The 26,919-nt window shown below is 60.2% G+C and carries 19 protein-coding genes; 6 read left to right on the forward strand and 13 right to left on the reverse strand.

Annotation, left to right across the window (positions count from 1 at the left end; all coding sequences use genetic code 11):
* Positions 1 to 79: 79 nt before the first annotated feature.
* From VZC39_RS10210 to VZC39_RS10270, 13 genes are all read right to left on the reverse strand, one after another.
* Positions 80 to 1,738: a DUF3466 family protein gene (locus tag VZC39_RS10210; protein WP_434668221.1), complete on the reverse strand. Its 1,659-nt coding sequence runs from the start codon at positions 1,736 to 1,738 to the stop codon at positions 80 to 82.
* 8 nt (positions 1,739 to 1,746) lie between these two features.
* The gene (gene uup / locus VZC39_RS10215; protein ID WP_434668224.1) at positions 1,747 to 3,657 is read right to left on the reverse strand and encodes an ATP-binding cassette ATPase Uup; all 1,911 of its coding nucleotides are present in this window, start codon (positions 3,655 to 3,657) and stop codon (positions 1,747 to 1,749) included.
* Between the two features lie 65 nt (positions 3,658 to 3,722).
* Complete coding sequence (locus VZC39_RS10220; protein WP_434668227.1) at positions 3,723 to 3,956, reverse strand: glutaredoxin family protein; 234 nt, start codon at positions 3,954 to 3,956, stop codon at positions 3,723 to 3,725.
* Positions 3,956 to 6,160 (reverse strand): bifunctional 23S rRNA (guanine(2069)-N(7))-methyltransferase RlmK/23S rRNA (guanine(2445)-N(2))-methyltransferase RlmL, encoded by a 2,205-nt coding sequence (rlmKL, locus tag VZC39_RS10225; protein ID WP_434668230.1) that lies wholly within the window; start codon positions 6,158 to 6,160, stop codon positions 3,956 to 3,958. The genes VZC39_RS10220 and rlmKL overlap by 1 nt, the downstream gene beginning before the upstream one ends.
* Positions 6,161 to 6,526: 366 nt before the next feature.
* On the reverse strand, positions 6,527 to 7,063 hold the full coding sequence (locus tag VZC39_RS10230; protein WP_434668233.1) for a cell division protein ZapC: 537 nt from the start codon (positions 7,061 to 7,063) through the stop codon (positions 6,527 to 6,529).
* An 85-nt stretch (positions 7,064 to 7,148) separates the two neighbouring features.
* On the reverse strand, positions 7,149 to 8,159 hold the full coding sequence (gene pyrD, locus VZC39_RS10235; protein WP_434668236.1) for a quinone-dependent dihydroorotate dehydrogenase: 1,011 nt from the start codon (positions 8,157 to 8,159) through the stop codon (positions 7,149 to 7,151).
* 65 nt (positions 8,160 to 8,224) lie between these two features.
* Entirely contained in the window at positions 8,225 to 13,063 is a 4,839-nt protein-coding gene (locus VZC39_RS10240; RefSeq protein ID WP_434668239.1) for an NAD-glutamate dehydrogenase, read from the reverse strand.
* Between the two features lie 371 nt (positions 13,064 to 13,434).
* On the reverse strand, positions 13,435 to 13,656 hold the full coding sequence (locus tag VZC39_RS10245) for a DUF2835 family protein (protein WP_434668242.1): 222 nt from the start codon (positions 13,654 to 13,656) through the stop codon (positions 13,435 to 13,437).
* 82 nt (positions 13,657 to 13,738) lie between these two features.
* A complete protein-coding gene (gene pepN, locus VZC39_RS10250; RefSeq protein ID WP_434668245.1) occupies positions 13,739 to 16,357 on the reverse strand; it encodes an aminopeptidase N in 2,619 nt (872 codons plus the stop codon).
* A gap of 127 nt (positions 16,358 to 16,484) precedes the next feature.
* Complete coding sequence (gene prc, locus VZC39_RS10255; RefSeq protein ID WP_434668248.1) at positions 16,485 to 18,500, reverse strand: carboxy terminal-processing peptidase; 2,016 nt, start codon at positions 18,498 to 18,500, stop codon at positions 16,485 to 16,487.
* Between the two features lie 8 nt (positions 18,501 to 18,508).
* Entirely contained in the window at positions 18,509 to 19,150 is a 642-nt protein-coding gene (gene proQ, locus VZC39_RS10260) for an RNA chaperone ProQ (RefSeq protein ID WP_349922284.1), read from the reverse strand.
* Positions 19,151 to 19,251: 101 nt separating this feature from the next.
* Positions 19,252 to 19,710: a GAF domain-containing protein gene (locus VZC39_RS10265; RefSeq protein WP_349922285.1), complete on the reverse strand. Its 459-nt coding sequence runs from the start codon at positions 19,708 to 19,710 to the stop codon at positions 19,252 to 19,254.
* Positions 19,711 to 19,820: 110 nt separating this feature from the next.
* Positions 19,821 to 20,279 carry a hypothetical protein gene (locus tag VZC39_RS10270; protein ID WP_434668252.1) on the reverse strand — a complete coding sequence of 153 codons (459 nt, stop codon included), beginning with the start codon at positions 20,277 to 20,279 and terminating at the stop codon, positions 19,821 to 19,823.
* A 283-nt stretch (positions 20,280 to 20,562) separates the two neighbouring features.
* Between VZC39_RS10270 and ccoN the strand changes: the two genes are divergently transcribed.
* From ccoN to VZC39_RS10300, 6 genes are all read left to right on the forward strand, one after another.
* Entirely contained in the window at positions 20,563 to 21,987 is a 1,425-nt protein-coding gene (ccoN, locus tag VZC39_RS10275; RefSeq protein ID WP_349922287.1) for a cytochrome-c oxidase, cbb3-type subunit I, read from the forward strand.
* A 16-nt stretch (positions 21,988 to 22,003) separates the two neighbouring features.
* Positions 22,004 to 22,618, forward strand: coding sequence for a cytochrome-c oxidase, cbb3-type subunit II (ccoO, locus tag VZC39_RS10280; protein WP_349922288.1), 615 nt, complete (start codon positions 22,004 to 22,006; stop codon positions 22,616 to 22,618).
* A gap of 10 nt (positions 22,619 to 22,628) precedes the next feature.
* Positions 22,629 to 22,808 (forward strand): cbb3-type cytochrome oxidase subunit 3, encoded by a 180-nt coding sequence (locus VZC39_RS10285; protein WP_349922289.1) that lies wholly within the window; start codon positions 22,629 to 22,631, stop codon positions 22,806 to 22,808.
* Positions 22,808 to 23,797: a cytochrome-c oxidase, cbb3-type subunit III gene (gene ccoP, locus VZC39_RS10290; protein ID WP_349922290.1), complete on the forward strand. Its 990-nt coding sequence runs from the start codon at positions 22,808 to 22,810 to the stop codon at positions 23,795 to 23,797. The genes VZC39_RS10285 and ccoP overlap by 1 nt, the downstream gene beginning before the upstream one ends.
* 118 nt (positions 23,798 to 23,915) lie before the next feature.
* The gene (locus tag VZC39_RS10295; protein WP_349922291.1) at positions 23,916 to 24,404 is read left to right on the forward strand and encodes a FixH family protein; all 489 of its coding nucleotides are present in this window, start codon (positions 23,916 to 23,918) and stop codon (positions 24,402 to 24,404) included.
* A gap of 76 nt (positions 24,405 to 24,480) precedes the next feature.
* Positions 24,481 to 26,883 (forward strand): heavy metal translocating P-type ATPase, encoded by a 2,403-nt coding sequence (locus VZC39_RS10300; protein ID WP_434668259.1) that lies wholly within the window; start codon positions 24,481 to 24,483, stop codon positions 26,881 to 26,883.
* Positions 26,884 to 26,919: the final 36 nt, after the last annotated feature.

Below are 26,919 nucleotides of genomic sequence, written 5' to 3' on the forward strand. Positions count from 1 at the left end.
GTCAAACAAAAAATACCATGCTATTCAGCCCATGTGACACAAGATACTGAACTGCATTAACTTTTAATGACACCCTTTTTTAGCGCTGGTAACGGCGCAGCCAGGCGAAGGGCAATGCCAGCAGAGTCAGCCAGAACAGGCTGCCACCGCCACCACCGTCACCATCCTGACCGGTCTGGTTGTTGGCCGGAACATTGCTCACCACGTAGTTGGCGGGGGTGTTGCCCTGGTAATCTTTCACGGTCGGCGCCAGCTTCACCGCGACCACGGTCGCGTTGGTGCGTTTGTTGAGATCATCCTCGCTGTCGTAGCGATAGGCGGTGGCGGCGATGGTGCCGTCAGCACTGATGCCACTGGCATAGGCGATGTGATAGAACTTGCCGTTCTGGGCACACTGCTTGTTGCCCGCATCATCCTGACCGCAGATGAGGTCGTTCAGGTACCAACTGTTGTTCGGGGCCGCCGCGTTCAGCAGGAAGGCTTCCTGCATGCGGTTGGTGCCATTGACCACCGGCTGGGTCTGATGGCGGGAGTCGCGCCAGCCAACCACCATGTTGTGATCGTTGATGGCCGAAGCTTCAGAGCCGGAACCGGAGAGCGGATTGTCCTGCATGGGCACCACGGCCGAGGTGGTCGGGGTGTTCAGGTTGAAGAGGAACATCTCCACCGGGCGGTTCTGGCCCTTGTTGATGCGATAGCGCTGGTTGCCAATCACGTAGCCGTTGTCGTTGACCGCCACCGCCCAGCTGTGTTGCAGCTTCGCATCATCTTTGCCCGGTTGACCTTCCGGCAGCGGGATCACCTGAGTGGTGCCCACGGTACCGGCGGCCAGATCCAGGGTCCAGTAGCTGGCCAGGTTGCGGCCATCCAGATCACCGGAGCCATATTCGCCAGTGGAGCTATACCCAACCCCATAGACGGTGCCGTTGTATTTGGCCGCATCCAGGGCCGATGCCGTCTGCAAGACGGAGTCCCGGCCATTGGCATAGCTGGTCGGCTGGATCAGCTTGTCCAGATTGCCCGAGCCGTTGAACAACCAGAAGCTGGCCTGGGTATCGACCCCCGGGCAGTAACGGTAGTCACCGTACTGATCTTCATTGCCTTCGAAGCAGTAGCGATAGAAGTCGCCATTGACCACATGATTCAGACCCGTGGCGGCCGTCCCGGTCACCAGATACTGACCATCCAGATCCTTGATGGCGGTCGGAATGCTGATGCTATGAGCCAGGCTGTGCGTGCTGGCGGCATCCTTGAGCTCAACAGGGTTGCCATCATTGATGACCGCGTAGGCGGTGCGCACCTTGCCAGCCATCTTGTAGCCGACGCGATCGGAAGGGGTTTCCCCCAGCGCCGTCACCAAGCCATCGGTCTCATTGCTGACCACATAGCCGACGTTGCTGCGCTGATCCGTGTTGGCACGGAAATCGACGCGCCACTGGTAGGCGAAGTTGCCCGTGCTGTTGTCATCCCAGAAGGAGTCACAGACGGAGCTGGACAGCAGGCAGCCCTGCTCAAAGCGGAAGCGATCCACCAGGAAGTCGGCAAACTGGACGGTCGAGAAATACTCGGCCGTATTGTTCTTGGCATTGATCCCGATGAGCCCGCTGCCATCAGTGCTGATCCCGCTGGCATACCCTTTGTCAGAGACATCGACAATGGTGAAGAAAGAGCCTTGTGCCGCCTGCGCGCTGAGGCTAGCGCCGACCAGTACGGCCAGTATGGATAATTGCTTTTTCATCTACTTCCTTATTCCTGATGTTTCAACGCTTCCAACTCCTCCCAACGGGAGAAGGCATGTTCCAATGCGGACTCTGCCGCATTCAATGCATCCAGTTTGGACTGAGTCTGCTCCGCCGGCAGGGAGAAGAAACCGGGGTGGTTGATCTCCGTCTGCAGGGCATCGAGCTCAGCTTCCAGTTGTTCCAGTCGGGCCGGTAGATTATCCAGCTCCAACTGCAACTTGTAAGAGAGTTTTTTGGCTTTTGTGGCCACGGGGCTCGCCACCACGACAGGCTCTGGCGTCTTGCTCGGCGCCGGCTTGCTGATCGCTTGCGCGGCTTGCTGCGCCCGGGTCGCCATCATGTCGGCGTAGCCGCCCACATAATCGCTGATCCGCCCGTCCCCTTCAAACAGCCAGCAACCGGTCACCGTGTTGTCGATGAAACGGCGATCGTGACTGACCAGCAGCAGGGTGCCGGGGTAGTCCGTCAGCAACTCCTCCAGCAATTCCAGCGTTTCGACATCCAGATCGTTGGTTGGTTCATCCAAAATCAACAAGTTACTGGGTTTCAAGAACAGCTTGGCCAACAGTAGACGGTTTTTCTCGCCCCCTGACAAGGCCTTGACCGGCGTACGTGCCCGTTTGGGTTCAAACAGGAAGTCCTGCAGGTAGCCGAGGATATGGCGGGAGCGACCGCGGACCATCACCTCCTGCTTGCCCTCCCCCACGTTGTCCACCACGGTCTGCTCGGGATCGAGCTGCTCGCGGTACTGATCAAAATAGGCCACCTCGAGGTTGGTTCCCCCCTTCACCTTGCCACGGCTGGGGGCCAGTTGCCCCAGCAGCAGCTTGATGAGGGTGGACTTGCCGCAACCATTGGGGCCAACCAGGGCAATCTTGTCACCGCGCAGCACCTGCAAGTCCAGCCCCTGGAACAGGGTGCGATCGCCGAAGTCCAGCCCCAGCCCCTCGGTCTCGAACACCAGCTTGCCGGAGCGATTGACCTCATCGAGCTGCAACTTGGCCTTGCCCTGCAGCTCGCGGCGCTGGGAACGCTCCATGCGCATCGCCTCGAGGGCGCGTACCCGCCCCTCGTTGCGGGTACGGCGGGCCTTGATGCCCTGGCGTACCCACACCTCTTCCTGGGCCAGCTTTCTGTCGAACTCGGCGTTTTTCAGCTCCTCGACTCGCAGCCACTCCTCTTTGCCCTGCAGATACTCGTCATAGTTGCCGGGCCAGGAGGTGATCTCGCCACGATCCAGATCGATGATCCGGGTCGCCAGCTTGTGAATGAATTCCCGATCGTGGGAGATGAAGACGATGGCGCCGCGGAAATCTTTCAGGAAATCTTCCAGCCAGTTGATGGCCTCGATATCCAGGTGGTTGGTCGGCTCGTCCAGGAGCAGCAGATCCGGATCGCAGGCCAGGGCCCGGGCCAAGGCCACCTTGCGCAGCCAGCCGCCGGAGAGGCTGTCGAGGGTCACGTCGGGATCGAGGTTGAGCAGGGTCAGCACCTGATTGATACGGGTCTCCAACTGCCAGCCATTCTGGTAGTCGAGCTTCTCTTGCAACTCGCTCATGATGCGGATGTTGGCATCGCTCGGATCATGGGCCAGTTCGAGGGAGATGTGGTGATATTGCTTGAGCAGCTCGCCGACCCCGGCCAGCCCTTCGGCGGCATAGTCAAACACCGTCAGTTCGCTGGAAGCGGGAGGATCCTGCTCGAGGCGCGTTACTTTCAGATCCTGCTGCAGCACCAGACGGCCATCGTCCAGCGGCAATTCCCCCGCGATCACCTTCATCAGGGTGGACTTACCCGCCCCGTTGCGACCCACCAGACACAGACGCTCCCCCCGTTCGATGGAGAGCTCCGCCTTGTCCAGCAGCGGGAAGTCACTGAACGACAGACAAGCGTCGTGCAATGTTAATAAAGCCATGAAGTATCCTTGTTAACGGCCAAAGGGTGGAAGAAGGCGCTGCCTTGCCCCACCCTTTCGCTACATTATATTGTCTCGCCCGCAGCCCAGGCGCCGAGATCCGCCAGGGTAAACGGCCAGCCAAGCTCCCGGCCCGCCTGGTCGCGCAGCACCGGGATGCGTACCCGGTAGGCGGCGAGCCAGGCATCATCCGCCATGATGTCGCAGCGACGGGTCCGCTCAGCCAGCCCGGCCTGCTCCACCAGCGCCCAGGCCTGTTCGCACAGGTGGCAGCCGTCGGTGTGAAACAGGCTCAGCATCACGCGTCGCTCCCCTCGGGGGCGTGGGTGATGAGCCAGCAGTTGTGGATATGCTGGTTGCGCTCAAAGTCCTTGGGACGGGTCTTGCCGGTGATGTTCTGCGCCTTGAGACCGGCGGCCTCAAGGCCGGCCAGATCCATCTTGAAGTGACGCTTGTTGTTGGAGAACACCAGGGTGCCGTCCGCCGCCAGCAGGCGTTTCAAGTGCTGCATCAACACCAGGTGATCCCGCTGCACGTCGAAGCTCTCGTCCATCCGCTTGGAGTTGGAGAAGGTGGGCGGATCGATGAAGATGAGATCGTACTGGCCATCGGCCTCGGAGAGCCACTTCAGGCAATCCGCCTGCACGAACTTGTGCTGACGGCCCACCAGAGAGTTGAGGCGCATGTTGTCCTCGGCCCAGCTCAGATAGGTGCGCGACATATCCACCGTGGTGGTCTCGCTCGCACCGCCTAGGCCCGCGTGCACCGTGGCACTGCCGGTATAGGCGAACAGGTTGAGGAAGCGCTTGCCCTTGGCCATCTGTCCCAGCATGCGCCGGGTCTGACGGTGATCCAGGAACAGGCCGGTATCCAGGTAGTCGTAGAGGTTGACCCACAGGCGGGCGCCGTACTCCTGCACCTCCATCCGGTGCTGCTCTTCGCCGAGTTTCTGGTACTGCTGCTTGCCTTCCTGGCGCTCGCGCACTTTCAGGATCACCTTCTCGCCATCCATGCCGGTCACCTTGATGGCAGCCTGCACCATGTCGAGCAGACGCTGGCGGGTCTTCTGGGCGGGAATGTCCTTGGGCGCGGCATATTCCTGCACCACCAGATAATCCTTGTAGCGGTCGATGGCGGCGTTGTATTCCGGCAAGTCGGCGTCATAGAGGCGGTAGCAGTCGAGGTTCTCCTTGCTCGCCCACTTCTCCAGCGCTTTGAGATTCTTGCGAAGACGGTTCGCGAAGTCCTGGGCCACCTCTTTCTGGGAGGCGACGGAATCCAGGGCAATCTGGTAGTTGCGCAGCTGGCACTCCAGCGCCCCGTTGAACAGGCGATACTGCTTGTCGGCCCGCAGGCGCAGACAGCTCAGCAATTCAGGTGAGGCAGACAGAATGGAGACACGCCAGCCCTGGAAGCTGCAGCGCAGGGCATCCCCCAGCGCCTGGTGCACTTCCAGCAGCGCCGGGAACTCGCCGAGGCGCTCGCCGTAGGGCGGGTTGGAGATGAGCATGCCCACCGGCGCCGCCGGCTGATCCCCTTGCGCCATGGCATCGCTCGCCTCGATGGCGGCCTTGGGCAGCGGGTTCTGCAACTGGGTCACATCGGCCTGCTTGAAGGTGATGAGGTGAGCGACGCCGGCGGCCTTGGCGTTGTCGCGGGCCTTCATCAGCACCCGGGTATCCGCATCGCAACCAAACAGCTTCACTTCGCAGCGTTGCAGACCGCGCTTGGCGCGCACCTGGGCTTCCATCATCAGGCTCTGCCACAGCTCGCCATCATGCTGCAGCCAGCGATCGAAACCGAAACGCTCGCGGCGCAGGGCCGGCGCCATGTCGGCGGCGATGAAGGCCGCTTCAATCAGCAGGGTGCCGGAGCCGCACATGGGGTCCATCATGGGTTCCCCTGCCCAGCCGCTGCGGGCGATCATGGCCGCAGCCAGGTTCTCTTTGAGCGGCGCCTCACCGGTGCCCTGACGATAGAAGCGCTGGTGCAGGGCCGGACCGGACAAGTCCAGGGTGATGTTGGCCTTGCCTTTGCCCAGATGCGCCATGATGCGGATGTCCGGGGACTTCTTGTCCACGTCCGGGCGCACATGACCGCGCTTGGTGAAGCGATCGACGATGGCATCCTTGATCTTGAGCGCGCCGTACTGGGTGTTGCGAATGGCCGGGTTGGTACCGGTGAAATCCACGGCGATGGTGGCCGTGCCGGAGAAGTGCTCTTCCCAGGGGATGGTGTGGGCGCCGAGGTAGAGGTCCAGGTCGTCGTTCATCTGGAATTCGGACAGCACCAGCACGATGCGGGAGGCGAAACGGCTCCACAGGCAGGCCTTGTAGCCAATGGCCAGCTCGCCTTTGAAATGCACGCCGGCAACGGTCTCACGGACCTGCTCTGCGCCCAGGGTGGTCAGCTCGTCGGCCAACAGGTTTTCCAGCCCCTTGGGGCAGGTTGCAAAAAATTCTTTCATCACGCTCACGGGGATGCCATAAAAATAGTGCCGCATTATACCTTATCGGCCCGCACTCGGCATCCGAACCTTGGCCTCCACCGGCACATAAAGGGCGACGCGTCGGTGCCATCTGCCGGGAATAGCGCAATATTGACCTTCTCACCGGCATGGCAGCCTGCAAAGTGGCTTGCGCGCAATAACCCAGCATAACCGATCTGTTTTATGGCCGATGGGCAGTGAAAGGTATGGGTGCGGAAAACTCAAGGTGTCGATGAAGGGGTTGCCCCTCGCCACAGGAGGCGCTCGGCAAAATGCCCGGGCCGTATTTGCAAAGAGACGATGGAAATGCGGGAAATACCCGCGAGAGCGGATGACCTGTTGATTGAATGACGACTGATTGAACGCGCGGCTATTTATTGATCAGCTGACCTGGCGATATTGCGCCGCTTGGGTCGCTCTTGCCTGCATGCGATTATTCATCACCTTGATCACCCCGAAGCGGGGCAATATCTTACTGGTGGTTAAAATTAATTCATCGGTCAGATTCAGACAGACACTGGCCTGATCGCCCGCCTCGATCACCATGAATTCACCACGGCCATGAGGGGTCTGCATGCACACCAGGGTACCCACTTCCAAGGAACAGGGTGATTGCTGTTCATTAAAGAACCAGCTTTGTGGCATCAGCGGTTTATAAAAGCGGCTGACGGCGATGGCATTCAATACCAGCTGAACCTGATGGGGTGTGCTCCAATCGAGTTCAACGATCTTGTCCATCAACTGATAATAGAGAGCGGCATCGTCCACGCAAAAAGGTTGGGTGGTGAAGGAGCAAGGCACCAGTTGCCGCCCCTTATATTCGGTGGCGAATATCATGCGATCGGATAAATCCAGCATCAGACGATCATCCTGAGCGTCATAATGCCATTGCCAATTGTCATTGGGTTGGATGCACATGAGGTTACCCTTACTTAAGCCGTTACTCGACTTTATTCCATGTCGAGAAATTGAGCAACTTTATATAAGGGTAACCGGTTATTTTTTAAATATGGGTCACTATCTCTTTGACCAATGCCGGGCCTTTATAAATAAAGCCACTGTAAATTTGGACCAAGGTGGCACCCGCGGCCAATTTCTCCCGTGCCGCCATGGCACTGTCGATGCCACCGACGCCGATAATAGGCAGGGCGCCATCCAGCGCCTTGGCCAGCTGGCGGATCACTTCCGTGCTCTTGTGCTGCAGAGGACGACCGCTGAGCCCCCCCGCTTCGGCGGCGTGGGGCATGTCATAAATCATGTCGCGCTCGAGGGTGGTATTGGTGGCAATCACGCCATCGATCCGGTTTTTGATTAAGGACTCGGCCACCTGGTTTATTTCATCGACGCTGAGATCCGGCGCGATTTTAACGGCAAGGGGCACATACTTTTTATATTTGGCGGCGAGCTCCTGCTGACGTGCTTTCAATGCTGCCAGCAACTCATCAAGCGCCTCACCGTATTGCAATTGACGCAGGCCCGGGGTATTGGGCGAGGAAATATTGACCGCGATATAACCGGCGTGATCATAGACCTTGTCCATGCAGATCAGATAATCATCCTTGCCCTGCTCGATGGGGGTGTCCTTGTTCTTGCCGATATTGATGCCGATGACCCCCTGATATTTGGCCTCGCGAACCTTGGCCACCAGATGATCGACTCCCTTGTTGTTGAATCCCATCCGGTTGATGATCCCCTCGGCCGGAATAACCCGGAACAGCCTGGGTTTGTCATTCCCGCTCTGGGGCTTGGGAGTGACTGTACCCACTTCAATAAAGCCAAAACCCATGGCGCCAAATGCATCGATGCACTCCCCGTCTTTATCCAGGCCAGCAGCCAGGCCCACCGGATTGGCAAAATTAAGCCCCATGCAAGTGACGGGGCGTTTGGGCAGGGAGTGGCGGAAGAAACAATCGAACGGCGTACCGAGAAGGCGGGGCAAATATTTGATGGAGAGATCGTGAGCCTGCTCCGGGTTGAGTTTGAACAGAAAATGCCTGGCGATGGGGTACAGCATGTTTGCTCCTTAAAAAAAGCCCCGGCAACTGGCCGGGGCTTTTGGGGTGATGCCACTGTGTGCGATTAAAGCGTTCGGCAATTCAACTGGAGCAGGTTCAACTCTCGCAAGGCCACCGAGAACTTGGCGAACTCGTGGGTGCTGGAGGTCTTGAAGTCGGCCAACATGTGGGTCCAACGGGACAAGAGTTGTTCATGCTCCGAAATCCAGTTGGCCAGTATGGTAGCGCATTCCCCTTGCTCTTTGCACCCTTCCAGTACCACGGAAGTGAGACTGCGTTGCTGCCAGTCCAGATCCTCGCGGAAGGAGGCCCGCGCCATCGCCTGCCAGTGGTTGCCCACCGGCTGATGGTTGATCTGCTCGAGGAACCAGTGCAGATCCAGCTTGGCGCCGAGGCGATAGTAGACGTTGGCGGCGCGCAGGATGTCCGTCTTGTGCTCCGCGGCGATCTGGGCCAGATCCAGGCTGGAAAAGAGGCTGCTCATGTGCGCCACCTGACGGGCGATGTGCTCCGGCACCTGCTTGGCCACCAGGATGGCGACCGCCTGCTGGTGCTCGGCCACTTCGCTCTCGTCCATCACCTCGTAGAGATGCGTCCCCAAGGTCTCGAAGGCCGGGCGGAAGAAGGCGATGTTCTCGCCGATGCTCCAACTGCGGTTGCGGGCGCGCAGGAACCAGCGGGTAGCGCGGCGCACGATGCGGCGACTGTAGAACATCAGCTCGAGCTGGGTGTTGGCATCCACCTGGTTGTCACACCCTTCGATGTCACGCCACAGCCGATCCAGGCCAAACACCTCCCGGGCCATGGCGAAGCAGCAGGCCACTTCCGCCACCGAGGCGCCGGTCTCATCCTTCATCCGGCTGGCGAAGTTCAGTCCCATGTCGTTGACCAGCATGTTGGCCACCCGGGTCGCGATGATCTCGGAGCGCAGCGGATGCTGGGCCAGGGCCGCCCCGAACTGCTGCTGCAACTGGGCCGGGAAGCTGGTCACCAGCATGTTGGCGAGGAAGGGCTCGTCGGTCACCTCGGGGCAGTTGAGTTGCTCTTTCAGTACCATCTTGCCATAGGCCACCAGCACGGCGAGCTCGGGACGGGTCAGCCCCCGGCCCGCAGCCATCCGCTCGGAGAGCTCCTCGTCACTGGGCAGGAACTCGAGGGCGCGATCCAGCTTGCCTTCGCGCTCAAGCCCCTGGATGAAGCGTTGCTGCTCCTTGACCTGCTCGGCGCCGCGGAAGGCGGTGACCGAGATGGACTGGGACTGGCGATAGGCGTTGGTGATGACGATCTGGGCGACGTCGTCGGTCATCTCGTAGAGCATCTGGTTGCGCTGCTTGAGGGTCAGATCACCGGCGGCCACCAGCTGGTTCAGCAGGATCTTGATGTTCACCTCGTTGTCGGAGCAATCCACCCCGCCCACGTTGTCGGTGAAGTCGGTGTTGATGTGACCGCCCTGGCTCGCGTATTCCACCCGACCGAGCTGGGTGAAGCCGAGGTTGCCGCCCTCCCCCACGATGCGGGCACGCAGGTTGCGACCGTTGACCCGCAGCACGTCGTTGCTGCGATCCCCCACGTCCGCATCACTCTCTTTGGCACTCTTCACATAGGTGCCGATGCCGCCGTTCCAGAGCAGATCCACGTTGAGGCAGAGCAGCGCCTTGATGAGCTCGTTCGGCGCCATGCTGGACTTGTCCGTGCCAAGCAGAGTCTGGATTTCCGGGCTCAGCTTGATGGACTTGGCCGAGCGCAGGAAGATGCCGCCCCCCTTGGAGATGAGCTCCTTGTTGTAGTCTTCCCAGCTCGACCCTGGCAGCTCGAACAGGCGCTTGCGCTCGACGAAGCTCTTGGCCGCATTTGGGGTCGGGTCGATGAAGATGTGCATGTGGTTGAAGGCGCCCACCAGCTGGGTGTGCTCGGAGAGCAGCATGCCGTTGCCGAACACGTCGCCTGCCATGTCGCCGATGCCCACGCAGGTGAAGTCGGTGTTCTGGCAGTTGATGCCGATCTCACGGAAGTGGCGCTTGACCGACTCCCAGGCGCCGCGGGCGGTGATCCCCATCTTCTTGTGGTCATAGCCGACGGAGCCGCCGGAGGCGAAGGCATCGCCGAGCCAGTGGCCATACTCCTGGCTGATTTCGTTGGCGATGTCGGAGAAGGTGGCGGTGCCCTTGTCGGCCGCGACCACCAGGTAGTAGTCATCCTCGTCGTGGCGAACCACGTCACGGGGCGGGATCACCTCGCCGCCGATGATGTTGTCGGTGACATCCAAGAGGCCGCGGATAAACAGGCGATAGCAAGCCTTGCCCTCTTCCTGAATGACGGCACGGGCCGCACCCACCGGCATCTGCTTGCAGTAGAAGCCGCCCTTGGCACCAACCGGTACGATGACGGTGTTCTTGACCTGCTGCGCCTTCACCAGACCCAGCACCTCGGTGCGGAAGTCTTCCTTGCGATCGGACCAGCGCAGACCGCCCCGGGCCACCTTGCCCCAGCGCAGATGCACCCCTTCCACCCGCGGGGAGTAGACGAAGATCTCGAACTTGGGCAGCGGCAGCGGCATGTCGGTGATGCTGGCGGGGGCCAGCTTGAAGGAGATGTAGGGCTTGATCTTGCCCGCCTTGTCCTGCTGGTAGTAGTTGGTGCGCAGGGTGGCGTCGATCATCTCCATGTAGCGGCGGATGATGCGATCGTCATCCAGGTTCGCTACCTGATCCAGCTTGGCGGCGAGCTGCTCGCGCAGCTTATCCTGGGCCTTGGCATCCTGCTTGATCGACGGGTTCAGGCGCAGATCGAACAGGGTGAACAGCAGTTCGGCGATATCCGGATAGCGGGTCAGCGTCTCTTCGATGTAGGACTGGCTGAAGGAGACACCGGTCTGGCGCATGTACTTGGCATAGGCCCGCAGTACCGAGACCTGGCGACCGCACAGGCCGGCGCCCAGCACCAGACGGTTGAAGCCGTCATCTTCCAGGGTTTTGTTCCAGATGGCGGCGAAGGCCTGCTGGAAGCGCTCTTGGCTCTGGGCCAGATCGAACGGCTGATCGCCGCGCAGCAGCATGGAGAAGTCCAGGATCCAGAACACCTCCCCCGCCGGGGTACGTACCTGGTAGGGGGTTTCACCGATGACTCTCAGCCCCATGTTTTCCAGCATGGGCAGCACATCGGAGAGATGGATGGGCTCGGCGCGGTGGAACAGCTTGAGGCGAACCCGGCGATCGTTCTCCTCCTCCTGGGCACGGTAGAACTGCATACCAAGCGGGGCCTCTTCACTCAGGCCGTCGAGGGCCATGATGTCTGCCACCGCGGAGCCCGGCAGCACGTCCTCTTTGTAGGCGCGGGGGAAGGCAGCGCTGAAACGACGGCGCAGGGCGTTGCCACGGGCTTCCCCGTAGTGGGAGAGCAGCACGGAATCCAGTCGGTCATCCCAGCTGCGGGCGGCTTCAATCAGGTTGTTTTGTACTTCGTTCACATCCACATCCACGTTGTTATTGTTGACCCGTACTATGTAGTGGGTCCGGGCCAGCACGCCTTCGGAGAAGTAGACGTTGAACTCCACCTCGTCGCTGCTGCCGAAATATTTCTGCAGGATCTGCTGGGTCTTGACCCGCAGCGCCGTGTTGTAACGCTCCTTGGTGACATAGACCATGCAGGAGAAGAAGCGGCCATAGACATCCCGGCGTACGAACAGGCGCAGCATGTCGCGCTCCTGCATCTCCAGTACCCCGAGGCCGGTGGCCAGCAGCTCTTCCTCACGGGCCTGAATGAGCTCATCGCGCGGGTAGGTTTCCAGCACGTTCAGCAGCGCCTTGTAGGCGTGGGAGCCGGTCTCGTGGCCGGAGGCGGCCATGATGCGCTCGAGGCGATGGCTGATGAGGGGGATCTGGGTGGCGCTGGTGTTGTAGATGGAGGAAGCATACAGACCGATGAAGCGATCCTCCCCCACGACCTTGCCGTGCTCGTCAAAGCGCTTGATGCCGATGTAATCCACATAGGCCGGGCGGTGTACGCGAGCCTTGCTGTTGGATTTGGTGAGGATCAGCAAATCGGAGCTTAAGGCCGCGTGGCGGGCGCTGGCGGGCATGTTGCCAAGGCGCTGGCCTTCGTCCTTGATGGAGTTCTTCATCAGGCCGAGGCTCGACTCCGGCTGGGGCAGGATCTCGTGATCCCCCTCCACCGCGCGAACGTCGTAGCGGCGATAACCCATCAGGGTGAAGTTGTGGGCGGCCACCCACTTGAGGAAAGCGACGCAGGAGTCCACCTCTTCCTTGCTGACCGGGTTCTTGCGCTTTGGCAACTCGTCGATGATCTCGTTCAGGCGCGCCAGCATGGGCTGCCAGTCCCCCACCGCCAGCGCTACTTCGCCGGCTACGGACTTGAGCTCGGCGCAGAGCCCTTCCATCTCTTCTTCACTGGTGAGGTGATCGATCTCGATGAGGAAGGCGGTTTCGACCGACGTCTGCTCGGCGGTGTTGTCCAGGGTCAGGATGGCGCTGATCTTGCCCTCTTCTCCGCGAATGAGGTGCAGCGGCTGGTGCAGCATCATGTGGGCGGTGATGCCGCGACGCTTGAGGGCCATGCGGATGGAGTCCACCAGGAAGGGGGAATCTTGCAGGATGATTTCGACAATGGTGTGGGGAGACTGCCATCCGTGGCGAGTCAGCTCGGGGTTGTAGACCCGGATATAGGGGTCGGTACCGGTACGCTGGTTGAGCGCATTCCACAGACTCAGGGCCGCGCCGTAGAGATCGCTGTCATTGCGATCATGCAGATCGGTGCTGGCCATGTTGCCGTAGAACTTGGCAACAAAGCGCTCCACCAGAGAGGCACTCTTCTTGGGCAACTTCTGATGGATCAGGCTGAGAACGTTTTCGAGCAGAACTGAGGTAGGGGCGTCTTTCAATGCCATTGCTAGTTTCCTTATCGGACGACATCACAGACACGGCGACATCCACCCTGGATGCCAGCCGGTTCAGAGTTGCAGCGAAGTGTAATGTCTTGGATCAAGGAAGGCGAGCGATGGTGATAACGGGATGTTAAAAACAAGGGGCAGATCACGGCTTGGGTTGTGAAAAATTTTGCCAAGTCGTTCATTTTCAGAAAAACGCACTGGCTGTAAGCCTATTTACCGGATAGATAGTGACTTAAAGCAGATATTTACCCGGAAATATGTTCGTGTTTTGTTAATTTATGCGTTTGAGGGAATCCGGTAGCGATTTGTGCTGGTTTTACCGCCAATATTGACCATCCCGACTGCCTAGGTCCGGTTCCAAAGCCGGATCAGTTGACTCTCTCTAGCCGCACGAAGCGGTGATCATCCTCGGTGGAGAGTCGAAAACGACCGTGAACCCCGTTGGTGGCGACGAAGGGCCGGATCTTCTCAAGTCCCAGCTCCAGGGTCAGCCCCTGCTCGGTACGCACTACCAGCCTATTGGCATGTCCCTGGTACATCAGCATGATCTCATCCCGGCTGAGGGCGAGGTGAAAGATATAGTGCCGCATGGCATCCTCCTCTGGATTGTCGGGGCCCCAATGAAACGGGCAGGAGAGCCTGGCTCCCCTGCCCGTCACCGGCGCCGGCTTACTACGCCAGCGCCTTGCTCACCTTTTCGAACAGATCCCGCGCCAACCCGTCCAGCGCGGCCAGACGGCTCAACTCGGCACGGATCAGCGTCTGACGCCCTGCATCGAGTCGCTTGAACTGGATGAGCGGGGTGATGAGGCGAGACGCCACCTGAGGGTTCACCTCGTTGAGTTCAATCATCAGATCGGTCAGGAAGCGGTAGCCGCTGCCATCGACGGCGTGGAACTGCGCCTGGTTGTAGGCAAAGCTCCCCACCAGGGCTCGCAGCCGATTCGGGTTGCGGATGCTGAAGGTGGGATGCGCCATCGCCTGCTTCACCTCTTCCAGCACGTCGGCGGCGGGTTTCGCCCCCACCAGCCGCAGCCAGTTGTCCAGCACCAGACCGTCGTGGGCCCACTTGCCCTCGAAGTCGGCGAGCAGCGCAGCGCGGCATGGCAGCAGATGGGCGTTGGCCACCTGCAGCGCGGCCAGGGTGTCCGTCATATTGTCCGCTTGGGCATACTGTTCCCGTACCAGGGCATCGGCCTGCTCCTGGTTCAGGGCAGCCAGATAACCGAGTACCACGGCTTTGAGGGCGCGCTTGCCCACGTCTTCGTGCACCACCTTGTAACCGGTCAGACGCAGACCCTCGTAGGCCTTGACCAGTCGGACGCCGAAGGCCTCGGCCAGACGAGCCTGAATAAGGTCTCGCACCCGATGGATGGCGTCGATATCGGCGGTGTCGAACAGCTCGCCCAGGGTGACCTCTCCCGGCAGGGTCAGGATCTCGGCTTTCAGAGCCGGATCCAGCGCGGCCTCATCGAAGATGGCGACGAAGGCCGCCAGCAGGGAGTCGGAAACGGCGACCGCCTGGCCCTGCTGCACGCTGGCCACCCCAGCGATCACCGCCTTGTTCACCAGCATCTGGGCCGCGTCCCAGCGAGCGAACTCGTTGCGGGCATGGCGCATCAGGAAGGCGAGCGCCTCATCGCTGTAGTCATGGTGCAGCTTGACCGGGGCGGAGAAGTCCCGCAGCAGGGAGGGCACGGGCTGCACCGGCACCTGGTCGAACACAAAGGTCTGTGTCTCTTCCAGCACATTCAACACCTGGCCGATAGGTTCCCCCTGATACTGGAGCGGGATCACCGCTCCGTTCGCATCATACAGCTCGATATCCAGCGGGATATGCAGCGGCAGCTTCTGGGGTTGATCCTGGGTCGGCGGGGTGCGCTGGCGCACGTGCAGGCGATAGGTGCCGGTGGCGGCATCGTAGTCGTCGGTGACGGTGAGCTCGGGTGTACCGGACTGGCTGTACCAGCGGCGGAAGCGGCCGAGATCGACACCAGAGGCATCCTCCATCGCCTGTACGAAGTCGTCACAGGTGGCGGCCGAGCCGTCATGGCGCTCGAAGTAGAGTTTCATGCCTGCCTGGAAGCTTTCCTCCCCCAGCAGGGTGTGCAGCATGCGGATGACTTCGGAGCCCTTCTCGTAGACGGTCAGGGTGTAGAAGTTGTTCATCTCGATCACCACATCCGGGCGGATGGGGTGCGCCATGGGGCCAGCGTCTTCAGCAAACTGAGGGCCGCGTACGGTGCGCACGTTGTTGATGCGGTTGACCCCGCGCGAGCCCAGATCGGAGGAGAACTCCTGATCCCGGAACACCGTCAGCCCCTCTTTCAGGCTGAGCTGGAACCAGTCGCGGCAGGTGACCCGGTTGCCGGTCCAGTTGTGGAAATACTCGTGGCCGATCACCCGCTCGATACCGTGGTAATCAACGTCGGTGGCGGTGGCGGGGTTTGCCAGCACGAACTTGGAGTTGAAGATGTTCAGCCCCTTGTTCTCCATGGCCCCCATGTTGAAGAAGTCCACCGCGACGATCATGTAGATGTCGAGGTCATACTCGAGGCCGAAGCGCTGCTCGTCCCAGCGCATGGAGTTGATGAGGCTCTCCATGGCGAAACCGGCGCGGTCCAGGTTGCCCTTGTCCACGAAGATCTCCAGCGCCACCTTGCGGCCACTCATGGTCACATAGTGGTTGCGCTCCACGTCGAAATCACCGGCCACCAGGGCAAACAGATAGCTGGGCTTGGGGAAGGGATCCTGCCACTGCACGAAGTGACGACCGCCGTCCAGCTCGCCGCTCGCCACCTTGTTGCCGTTGGAGAGCAGATAGGGGAACTTGGCCTTGTCGGCGCTGATGCGGGTGCTGTAACGGGCCAGGATGTCCGGCCTGTCCATGTAATAGGTGATGCGGCGAAAGCCTTCCGCCTCACACTGGGTGCAGTAGGCGTCGCCGGACTTGTAGAGCCCCTCCAGCGCCGTGTTGGCGGCGGGATCCAGGTCGGTGACTATGGTCAGCACGCACTCGGTCGGCAGATTGAACAGGGTCAGACTGCTCTCCCCCTGCTCGTACTGGGTAAAGGGCACCCCGTCCAGAGTGACGCTGACGAGGGAGAGCCCTTCCCCATCCAGCACCAAGGGCTCCTTGTGCTCGCCATTGCGACGCAGGCGGGAGATGGCGGTGACCCGGGTCAGGGGCTCCTGCAGCTGAAAATCGAGGTCGATGCTGTCGCACCAGTAATGGGGGGCTTGGTAATCCTGGCGATACTTGGCCGTCATGGCCTGAGGTTGTTCAGTCATTATTGTTGCTTCCACGCTTTGTTATTGACGTGTCAGAGGCTGTCACAAGGCTCGAACAGGGTCAAATAGTTTGCATTCAGGCAAAAGAAAGGGCGACCCGAGTCGCCCTTGTCATAGTGTTGTCCCATCAGCTCTTCTTGCTGAGAGTGGCGAGATCAGCCGTGATATTGGCCGCCTCGACCTGATACTCGTCAGGTGCCTCGAAGTCGGTAGGCAGATCATCCAGGCTCTTCACCGTCGGCTTGCCAAGACGAACCAGCCGCTCATTGGCTCGCGCCAGCGCCTTCTCGTCCTGCTTGGCCTGTTCGGCCAACCGCTCGGCTTCATTCAGGGAGACGGATTTCTTGTCCTTGTCAGCCTGATACTCCTTGATGTCCTGCAACACGTAGGCGAACTCCGGATCCTTGTTGATCCGCGCCTCGTGATCCGCCTTCAGCCTGGCCAGCATGCCGCTAAAATCACCCAGCCTGGTGTAACCCGCGGAGGCAATCTTGTCCCAGGGCAGCGCGTTGAACTCCCGGCTCTCCCCGGTCTCGTCAGGCGAGACGGCGGTGGGGAAGCTGATGTCCGGTGCCACACCCTTGTTCTGGGTGCTGCCACCGTTGATCCGGTAGAACTTGGCGATGGTGTACTGCACGTGGCCGAGCGGCTGCTCATAGAAGTCGTACACCTTGGCGAGGCTGCGGTGTTGCTGCACCGTACCCTTGCCGAACGAGTTCTCACCCAGGATCAGGGCACGACCATAATCCTGCATGGCGGCGGCGAAGATCTCGGAGGCCGAGGCGCTGTATCTGTCGATCAGCACCGACATGGGGCCGCCGTAGTAGACGTTGCCATCGTCGTCCCCATTGACCGTGATCCGGCCCATGTGATCGCGAATTTGCACCACGGGACCGCTGCCGAAGAAGAGGCCGCTCAGGGCAGAGGCTTCCGTCAGGGCACCACCACCGTTGCCGCGCAGATCGACGATGAGACCATCTATCTTCTGCTTGTTGAGGCTGGAGAGCTCCTTGATGACGTCATCGTGCAGGTTGACATAGAAGCTCGGGATCTCGAGTACCCCTATCTTCTTGCCTTCCGCGGTGATCACCTTGGACTTGGCGGCCCTGTCTTCCAGACGCACCTTGTCACGGGTCAGCTCCACCAGCTCGGTCTTGGCGTTGGCGCCCTTGCCGCGCTGGATCTCCAGCTTCACCTTGCTGCCTTTCGGGCCCTTGATGAGCTCGACCACGTCATCGAGACGCCAGCCGATCACATCGACAATCTTGCCATCGTCCTGCCCTACCCCGGTGATCTTGTCATCGGGTTTGAGGTGATTGGACTTGGCGGCCGGGCCACCGGGCACCAAGGAACGGATGACGGTGAAGTCATCCTCCGCCTGCAGCACGGCACCAATGCCCTCCAGCGAGAGGTTCATCTCGGTGTTGAAGCGATCGGCGCTGCGCGGAGAGAGGTAGCTGGTGTGGGGTTCGATGGCGCGGGCGAAGGAGTTCATGAAGAGCTGGAACACGTCTTCGCTCTCGGTCTGGGACATCCGCTTGATGGCGTTGTTGTAACGCTTGCCAAGCAGCTCCTTGATCTCCGGCCACTCCTTGCCGCTGAGCTTGAGGCTCAGGGCATCGAACTTGACCCGCTGGCGCCACAACTCGTTGAGTTCGGCTTCATCCTTGGGCCAGGGCGCCCCTTCCCGATCGAAGACGTAGTTGTCTTTCTGGGTAAAATCGAAGGGAGTGTCGAGCAGTTTGAGGGCGTATTCGAACCGCTCATAACGCCGCTGCTGACTCAGGTTGAACATCTCGTAGGCGGGCGCCAGACGTCCTCTCTCGAGGTCGGTGTCAAACCCGTTACGGTACTTTTCAAAACGGCTGATATCAGAGGCCAAAAACAGGTTGCGGCTGTAATCCAGATTCTCCAGGTATTTGTCAAAGACAACCGCGGAGAAAGCATCATCCAGCTTGAACTGCTTGTAATGGGAGCGGGTAAACAGATTGGTAATTCGCTTGCTGGCCGTAGCATGTTGGCTCTCTTGAGCCAATACAGGCAAATCACTTTCCTTGAGCACCGGCTCGATGGCCTGTGCAAGCCCGGCAAGCGCCAGGCTACAGGCAACGAGGGAAAAACGAATTACGCCATGCTTCAACATTTGTCTCCTTAGAGAACCAGGTGCTCGAACTTGACCCGCAACATCATGCCAGTCTGCAATTGAACCTGTACGTCATCCTTGGTCACTTCCTTGATGGTGGCGGGTACGGGGGACTTGCCCAGTACGACGCGCACGCCCTGATCCACTTTCAGGGTAGCGGCATCCACTTTCACCAGCGGTGCGTCGACGGCAGGAGCAGCGGCCTTGGGGGCGGCTTTGGGCTTGTCGGCGCGGGGGGCATCAGACTTGCGAGGAGCCGGGCGACGGGGCTGTTTGGGCTTGTCGTCCTTCTCTTTGGTATTGGTGCGGCGGCTGGCAAAAACACGCTCTTTGCTCTCTTTGAGGGCCTGTTTGGCATGTTCGATATGCTCTTCGGTCAAGAGCTCACCCGGGTTGCCGTCCAGATCGACACGGGCCTGGCCAGCCTTGAGGCCATGCAGGTAACGCCAGCTGGAAGTATATTGACGCAGAGCAGAGCGCAACATGGTCTTGGAGACTCTCTCGTCATCAGCAAGACGCGCGGCCAGATCCTGGAAGATGCCAATCTTGAGTGGCTTGGCCTCTCCTTCAGCGATGAAGCAGGCCGGGAATTTCTCGACCAGGTAGGCAACGATCTCTTTACTGTTCTTCAGCTTTTCAGTGTTTTCCATGTATAACCTTGGCTTTCATATAGACGCACGGGCGAGCCCGAACACAACAAAGGCCCTATTATAGAGAGCTTGGGGCCTTTTGCGAACCATCTAGCAATGACTTAGAGCATGCTTTCCAAAATTTGCACCGTTTCTTCCAGACCAAGCTGGTCCTCGGCGTCGAAACGGTTAAAAATCGGACTATCGATATCCAGCACCCCGATGATCTCACCGTTGTGGCGAACGGGGATCACGATTTCCGAGTTGCTGGCACCGTCACAGGCGATGTGACCGACAAACTGGTGCACGTCGTCCACCAATTGGGTCTTGCCCTCGGATACCGCGGTGCCGCAGACACCTCGCCCCACCGGAATTCGCACGCAGGCGGGCTTGCCCTGGAAGGGGCCGAGCACCAGGGTCTCTCCCTGCAACAGGTAGAAGCCGACCCAGTTGATGTCAGCCAGTTCCTGATTGAGCAGGGCCGAGAGGTTGGCCAGGGTGGCGATGCGATCCGGTTCCCCTTCCAGCAGTGCCTGGGCTTGCTGGTTCAGGGTGCGATAAAATGCTTGTTTTTCAATCATGATTAAATGAACTTCACTCCTTGATAATGAATGCAAGGTACAGTCCCACCTGAAAAATTCAAATCAAATTTCATCTATCCCCCCTTATAAGCCTCAAACAAGCCACTGCTTCAGCGGGAGACGGAGAGCGCCAACTGCTGGCGTTGACCATTGCTCCACTCGACATTGAGCAGCCAGGTCATGGTTGCCGAGGTACAGGAACCCACCTGGGCCGTCCCCTGCCATCCCCCCTCGCCAGCCTCGAATTGCACGGGGATGCGGCCCATGAACATCTCCTTTCCCTCGAGCCAGGCCTGAGTCGGGCTAATGGCAGGATCCCCCCCCTGAAGACGTAGGCTAAAGTCATGTTCAGCCTTGATCGGCAGGTTGACGACACTGGCAGAGAGGGGCTTGTCTCCGATAATAAGCGCACAGGCACTGTGGGATAGATCACAAATCTGATCATTTCCCCCCTCAGAATCAGCCCCGTGTGGAGACCAAAACCAGGTCCGATAAGTCATCAGGGCGAGCAAAATGGCCAACACCAGCACCAAGTGCCCAAATTTGCGTGAAGTGAGTCTCTCTTTCATGAAAAAACAACCTTGTAAGGTACGTAAAAAATGCCATTTTCGTGATCTCGCGCAAGGTAAAAAACTGGCGGCGGTGAGACCCGTCAGAGCCAAATATATCACTGTTTGTACTGTTATTTTACCGGTCAGTTCAGTATCATTCCCAATGAATTTTCATTTATCCACATTTTGCTTTTCCTTTTATTAACAAAAGTTAACGAGCGGAAGTCGGCAAATCTGGAATGAAAATGGTCCTCATTTCCGGACAAAAAACAAACAACAGCATCGGAAGCGGAATACAACGATGAGCCACACTACGAACCATCCTGAGTACAACTACACCGTTGTACGTCAGTTCACCGTCATGACGATTGTCTGGGGAATTGTCGGTATGTCGGTGGGCGTACTGATTGCAGCCCAGCTGATCTGGCCTGCCCTCAACTTTGACACCCCCTGGCTGACCTACAGCCGCCTGCGACCCCTGCACACCAACGCGGTTATCTTCGCCTTTGGTTGCAGTGCCTTGATGGCCACCTCCTTCTATGTGGTACAGCGCACCTGCCAGACCCGGTTGTTTGGTGGCAAGCTTGCCTCCTTCGTGTTCTGGGGCTGGCAGGCGATCATCCTCTCGGCCGCCATCTCGCTGCCGCTGGGATACACCACCTCCAAGGAGTACGCCGAGCTGGAGTGGCCCATCGACATCGCCATCACCGTGGTCTGGGTCGCCTACGCCGTGGTCTTCTTCGGTACCCTGGCCAAGCGCACCACCTCCCACATCTATGTGGCGAACTGGTTCTTCGGCGCCTTCATCATCACGGTGGCCGTGCTGCACATCGTCAACAACATGGAAGTGCCCCTCTCCGGCATGAAGTCCTACTCCATGTACTCCGGTGCCATGGATGCCATGGTGCAGTGGTGGTATGGCCACAACGCGGTGGGCTTCCTGCTGACCGCCGGTTTCCTCGGCATGATGTACTACTTCGTGCCCAAGCAGGCGGGCCGTCCGGTCTACTCCTATCGCCTCTCCATCGTGCACTTCTGGGCGCTGATCTCCCTCTACATATGGGCCGGTCCGCACCACCTGCACTACACGGCGCTGCCCGACTGGGCACAGTCCCTCGGCATGGTGATGTCTCTCATCCTGTTCGTTCCCTCCTGGGGCGGCATGATCAACGGCATCATGACCCTGTCCGGTGCCTGGCACAAACTGCGCTATGACCCCATCCTGCGCTTCCTGATCGTCTCCCTGTCGTTCTACGGCATGTCCACCTTCGAAGGCCCCATGATGGCCATCAAGACGGTCAACGCCCTCTCCCACTACACCGACTGGACCATAGGTCACGTTCACTCCGGTGCTCTGGGCTGGGTCGCCATGGTATCCATCGGCGCCGTGTATCACCTGATCCCGAACCTGTTTGATCAGGGCCGCATGTACAGCATCAAGCTCATCAACGTCCACTTCTGGCTGGCGACCGTGGGCACCGTGCTCTACATCGTCTCCATGTGGATTTCCGGTGTGATGCAGGGTCTGATGTGGCGTGCGGTCAACGACGACGGCACCCTGACCTACAGCTTCGTGGAAGCCCTGCAGGCCTCTTACCCCTTCTACTTCGTGCGCTTCCTGGGTGGCTGCTTCTTCGTCACCGGCATGTTGCTGATGGCCTACAACGCCTATCGCACCATCACTGCGCCCAAGGGTTCCCTGGAACCCGTCGCACAGCCAGCCTGATTGAAGAGGTCACGCCATGAGCAACAATAACCGTCACGAAATATTTGAAAAAAGCGTTCCCATGCTGGTGGTCGGCATCATCTTTGCCATCAGCCTGGGGGGCCTGGTCGAAATCACCCCCCTGTTCTTCCAGAAGCAGACCACGGAGCCGGTGGAGGGCCTCAAGCCCTACACCGCCCTGCAGATGGAAGGGCGCGATATTTTCATCCGCGAAGGCTGCAACGTCTGCCACAGCCAGATGATCCGTCCGTTCCGCGCCGAGACCGAGCGCTACGGCCACTACTCGGTCGCCGGTGAAAGCGTCTGGGAGCACCCCTTCCTGTGGGGCTCCAAGCGTACCGGGCCGGATCTGGCCCGGGTCGGCGGCCGCTACTCCGATGACTGGCACCGTGCCCACCTCATCAACCCGCGGGACGTGGTGCCCGAGTCCAACATGCCCGGCTTCCCCTGGCTCGAGACCAACGTCCTGAGCGGCGAGCTGACCGGCAAGAAGCTGGCCCTGTTCCGGGATCACTTCGGCGTGCCCTATACCGACGCCGACATCGCAGGTGCCGGTGAGGCGGTGAAGGGCAAGACAGAGCTCGACGCCCTGGTCGCTTATCTGCAATCACTGGGTCATGCCCTGAAATAAGGAGGCGGAAATGGATTACGGTACATTTCGCGGCCTGTACACCCTGCTGCTGCTGATCATCATGATCGCCATCATCGTCTGGGCCTACAGCAAGCGCCGCAAGGCCTCCTTCGATGAGGCCGCCAACCTGGTTTTTGCCGATGATGAGCAACCCAGTGCTGATAACAAGAACGCAGGAGCGAAGCAATAATGAGCACTCTGTTTAGCATTTTTGTCACCGTGATAAGTCTGGGCACCATCATCGGCTGCTTCCTGCTGCTGCTCTGGTGCATGAAGGACAAGCTGGGAACCGAAGAAGGCAAGCCCATGGGGCACACCTTCGACGGCATCGAGGAGATCAACAACCCGCTGCCCAAGTGGTGGTCCTACATGTTCATCTTCTTCATCGTCACCGGCCTCATCTACTTGCTCGCCTTCCCGGGCCTGGGCAACTGGAAGGGTCTGCTGGGCTGGCAGAGCTCGAACCAGGACGTCCGCTCCCTGGCCGAGTCCAAGGCGGCGGCGGCCTCCGCCAAGGCCGAGGGGCGCGCGGTCGAGTACGATCGGGAGCTCGCCAAGGCCGATGAGGTCTATGGTGCCAAGTTCCGCGAGCTGGCCTACCAGGCTGACGGCAAGAGCTATCGCCCCATCGAGGAGATCGCCGCCGATCCGGAAGCCCGCAAGGTGGGTCAGCGCTTGTTCCTACAAAACTGCTCCCAGTGCCACGGCTCCGATGCCCGCGGTGGTCGCGGTTTCCCGAACCTGACCGACAGCGAATGGCAGTGGGGCGGGGCGCCTGAGCAGATCAAGACCACCATCATGGGCGGTCGTCAGGGGGTCATGGCCGCCTGGGGCGAGATCCTGGGTCAGGATGGGGTGAAGGAGGTGGCCTCCTATGTATTGAGCCTCTCCGGTCGCAAGGTGGATCTGGTGGAAGCCAAGAAGGGCGAGGCACGCTTTGCCATCTGTGCCGCCTGTCACGGCCCGGATGCCAAGGGCGGCATCGCCTTCGGCGCACCGGATCTCACCAACAACACCTGGCTCTACGGTGGCTCCCGTCAGGTGGTCGAGCAGACCATCACCCACGGGCGTCACGGGGTCATGCCGGCCTGGAAGGACATCCTCGGGGAAGACAAGGTGCAACTGCTGGCATCCTATGTCTACAGCCTGTCTCACAACGAGGGACAAAAAGCGCAGTAACATGTGATAAGCACGTGATTACGCAGCAAAAAGCCTCGACTCTTCGGGGCTTTTTGTTATCTTGTGTTGGCTAAAACCCCTCCATTCGTTAAGCGTACGTTTCACGGCAGTAGCAACTATGACTCAACCCTGGTATCGCCAATTCTGGCCCTGGTTCATCATCGCCCTCCCCTGCGCCGCCGTGGTCGGCAGCATCGCAACCGCCATCATCGCCAGCAAGGATGGGGTCAATCTGGTGGCCGAGGACTATTACAAGCAGGGCAAGGAGATCAATCAGGATCTCAGCAAGTTTGATCGCGCCGAGGCGTTGGGCATCCGCATCGCCCTCGAGGTCAAGGGCAGCGAGCTGACCCTGAAGCCGCTCTCCGGCGATGTGCCGCCCGGTCAGGCCCTGCATGTATCCCTCTTTCATCCCACTCTGGCAGGTCATGACAGCGAACATCTGGTGACCGCCGATGGCAAGGGCGTCTATCGCCTGATGCTGGACAAGCCCATCACCGGCAAATGGCACATCCGGGTCGATGCCTTCAACCACGAGTGGCGCCTGCAAGAGACGGTACATCTGCCGACCGGGGCGGCCGTCGAGCTCGATCCCAAGGGGCGTTGATGCCCCCTGATCGGCCGTCCTGGACGAGTCGGCCTGCTTCCCAGACACCCCGCCCGCTCCCAAGGAGGGATACACCATGACCGGCTGTTTTCACTGCGGTGAACCGGTTCCCACTGGCAGTGATTATGCCCTCGAGATCAAGGGTATAGTGCAACCCATGTGCTGCCCCGGCTGCCAGGCCGTGGCGCAGACCATCCTCGAATGCGGCCTTGCCAGCTATTACGAACACCGTACCGCTCCCGGCATCAAGGGGGAACTGGTACCGAGCGAACTGGCCGCCATGACCCACTACGATCTGGCTGAGGTGCAGCAGGATTTCGTGGTGGAAACTGGCTCAGGCAGTCAGAAACTTCGCGAAATCCAGCTCAGCGTAGAGGGTCTCACCTGCGCCGCCTGTGCCTGGTTGATTGAACGCCACCTGATGGGGCTCCCCGGCCTGCATTATGTGAACGTCAACACCACCACCCACCGCGCCCGCATCAAATGGGACCCCGACAAACTCTCCTTGAGCGACATCCTCAGGAGCTTTGCCAAGATTGGTTATCGCGCCTACCCCTTCCAGACCCATCAACAGGAAGCCCTCTACGCCCGCGAGGTGCGCAACTACATGTTTCGCATGGCGCTGGCGGGCCTCGGGTCCATGCAGGTGATGATGTGCGCGGTGGCGCTCTACATGGACTTCTTCATCAGCGTCGAGGAGGAGTTCATGATCTATTTCAAGTGGATAAGCCTCTTGCTCTCGACTCCCATCATGATCTACTCCGCCCAGCCATTCTACGTGGGGGCCTGGCGCGCCCTGAAGCAGGGCCACCTCTCCATGGATGTGTCAGTATCGCTGGCGCTGATCGGTGCCTTCGTCGCCTCCATCTGGGCCACCGTCTTCAACACCGGTGAGGTCTATTACGACTCCATCACCATGTTCGTCTTCTTCCTGCTGCTGGGGCGTTTGCTCGAGCTGCGCGCCAGGCGCAAGGCATCGGAGTCGAGTTCCAACCTGGCGCGGCTGGTCCCCATCATGGCGACCCGCATCGATGACGACGGGGAACACGACGTCGCCGCCAAGACCCTGCGCACAGGCGACAGGGTGCGGGTGCTGGCGGGCGCCACCCTGCCCGCCGACGGCATCATAGTGACGGGGAACGCCAGTCTGGATGAATCCATGCTGACCGGCGAGCAACTCCCCCTGCTCAAGCAAGCGGGAGAGCCCGTCTTCGCCGGCACCATCAACACCGATGCGCCGCTGGAGATCCGGGTCAGCCATCCCATCGAGGAGTCTCGCCTCGCCCAGATCATGCGCCTGCAGGATCATGCGCTGGACGACAAGCCTGCCATCGCCGAGCTGGCGGATGTGCTCTCCCGCCACTTTATCCTGGTGTTGCTGGTGATCGCCGCCGGGGTATGGACCTTCTGGCACTTCCACGCCCCCGAGCGCGCCTTCTGGATCACCCTGGCAGTGCTGGTGGCGACCTGCCCCTGCGCTCTGTCGCTGGCCACCCCCACGGCGCTCACCTCTGCCACCGCCCATCTTACCCGCAGCGGCATACTGTTGCGCCGTGGCCATGTGCTGGACATTTTGACCCGTGCCAACCGGGTAGTGATGGACAAGACGGGTACCCTGACCACGGGGGACATCCGCCTTGTCAGCACCCGGGCGCTGGCCGGGCTTGACGATGCCGAATGCCTCGCCATCGCCCGCACCCTGGAGGCCTATTCCGAACACCCCATCGCTCGTGCCTTCAAGCGCGCCGCCCCCGCCGACATTCTGCTGGCGGCGAGCGAGGTGACCCCTGTCATCGGCCACGGCATCCAGGGCGTGATTGCCGGCACCCAGTACAGGATTGGCAGTGCCAGCTGGCTGGGTTTGAGTGACGACCATGGCCAGGCGCCGCAGGAGAGCGGCCTTGTCATCTACCTAGCCGACGAGCACGGATTGCTGGCTCGCTTCACCCTGGCCGATACGCTGCGCACAGATGCCAAGGCACTCATCGCCGCCTTCCGGGATGCCGGCCTCAAAACCACCATACTGACGGGCGATGGCTCGGCCGCCGCCGACGAGGTGGCACGGGAGCTCGGGGTGGATGAACTCATCAAGGGGGCGACACCGGATGGCAAGCTCGCTTATCTCAAGGGGCGTGAAGCGGCCGGGGAGATCAGCATCATGGTGGGGGATGGCATCAACGATGCGCCCGTGCTGGCCGGGGCCCATGCTTCTTTTGCCATGGCGGGGGGCACGGATCTGGCCAAGAACAGTGCCGACGCCATCTTGCTGGCGGACGATCTCTCCCGCCTGCTGGCGGCCCGCACCCTGGCGCTGCGCACCCGCAAGATCATCAAGGAGAACTTCGCCTGGTCCATCGGCTACAACCTGCTGGTGCTGCCGCTGGCGGCGAGCGGCTGGCTTCCCCCCTACCTGGCGGCGGCGGGCATGTCGTTGAGCTCCCTCATAGTGGTCACCAACTCCATGCGGCTCAACCGCTGATCCCGCCCCTTGAGTGAACGGCCTGCCAGGGGGCGG

Source organism: Aeromonas sp. NJAU223, assembly GCF_051125555.1.
GTDB classification, from domain to species: Bacteria; Pseudomonadota; Gammaproteobacteria; order Enterobacterales; family Aeromonadaceae; genus Aeromonas; species Aeromonas veronii_G.

Coding starts and splice junctions, on each gene's coding strand:
- prc (WP_434668248.1), bottom strand. CDS start 18,500: ATGTTGAAGCATGGCGTAATTCGTTTTTCCCTCGTTGCCTGTAGCCTG.
- ccoP (WP_349922290.1), top strand. CDS start 22,808: ATGAGCACTCTGTTTAGCATTTTTGTCACCGTGATAAGTCTGGGCACC.
- VZC39_RS10285 (WP_349922289.1), top strand. CDS start 22,629: ATGGATTACGGTACATTTCGCGGCCTGTACACCCTGCTGCTGCTGATC.
- ccoO (WP_349922288.1), top strand. CDS start 22,004: ATGAGCAACAATAACCGTCACGAAATATTTGAAAAAAGCGTTCCCATG.
- proQ (WP_349922284.1), bottom strand. CDS start 19,150: ATGGAAAACACTGAAAAGCTGAAGAACAGTAAAGAGATCGTTGCCTAC.
- pyrD (WP_434668236.1), bottom strand. CDS start 8,159: ATGCTGTACCCCATCGCCAGGCATTTTCTGTTCAAACTCAACCCGGAG.
- VZC39_RS10295 (WP_349922291.1), top strand. CDS start 23,916: ATGACTCAACCCTGGTATCGCCAATTCTGGCCCTGGTTCATCATCGCC.
- ccoN (WP_349922287.1), top strand. CDS start 20,563: ATGAGCCACACTACGAACCATCCTGAGTACAACTACACCGTTGTACGT.
- VZC39_RS10265 (WP_349922285.1), bottom strand. CDS start 19,710: ATGATTGAAAAACAAGCATTTTATCGCACCCTGAACCAGCAAGCCCAG.
- VZC39_RS10240 (WP_434668239.1), bottom strand. CDS start 13,063: ATGGCATTGAAAGACGCCCCTACCTCAGTTCTGCTCGAAAACGTTCTC.
- pepN (WP_434668245.1), bottom strand. CDS start 16,357: ATGACTGAACAACCTCAGGCCATGACGGCCAAGTATCGCCAGGATTAC.
- VZC39_RS10220 (WP_434668227.1), bottom strand. CDS start 3,956: ATGCTGAGCCTGTTTCACACCGACGGCTGCCACCTGTGCGAACAGGCC.
- VZC39_RS10300 (WP_434668259.1), top strand. CDS start 24,481: ATGACCGGCTGTTTTCACTGCGGTGAACCGGTTCCCACTGGCAGTGAT.
- rlmKL (WP_434668230.1), bottom strand. CDS start 6,160: ATGCGGCACTATTTTTATGGCATCCCCGTGAGCGTGATGAAAGAATTT.
- VZC39_RS10270 (WP_434668252.1), bottom strand. CDS start 20,279: ATGAAAGAGAGACTCACTTCACGCAAATTTGGGCACTTGGTGCTGGTG.
- VZC39_RS10245 (WP_434668242.1), bottom strand. CDS start 13,656: ATGCGGCACTATATCTTTCACCTCGCCCTCAGCCGGGATGAGATCATG.
- VZC39_RS10210 (WP_434668221.1), bottom strand. CDS start 1,738: ATGAAAAAGCAATTATCCATACTGGCCGTACTGGTCGGCGCTAGCCTC.
- VZC39_RS10230 (WP_434668233.1), bottom strand. CDS start 7,063: ATGTGCATCCAACCCAATGACAATTGGCAATGGCATTATGACGCTCAG.
- uup (WP_434668224.1), bottom strand. CDS start 3,657: ATGGCTTTATTAACATTGCACGACGCTTGTCTGTCGTTCAGTGACTTC.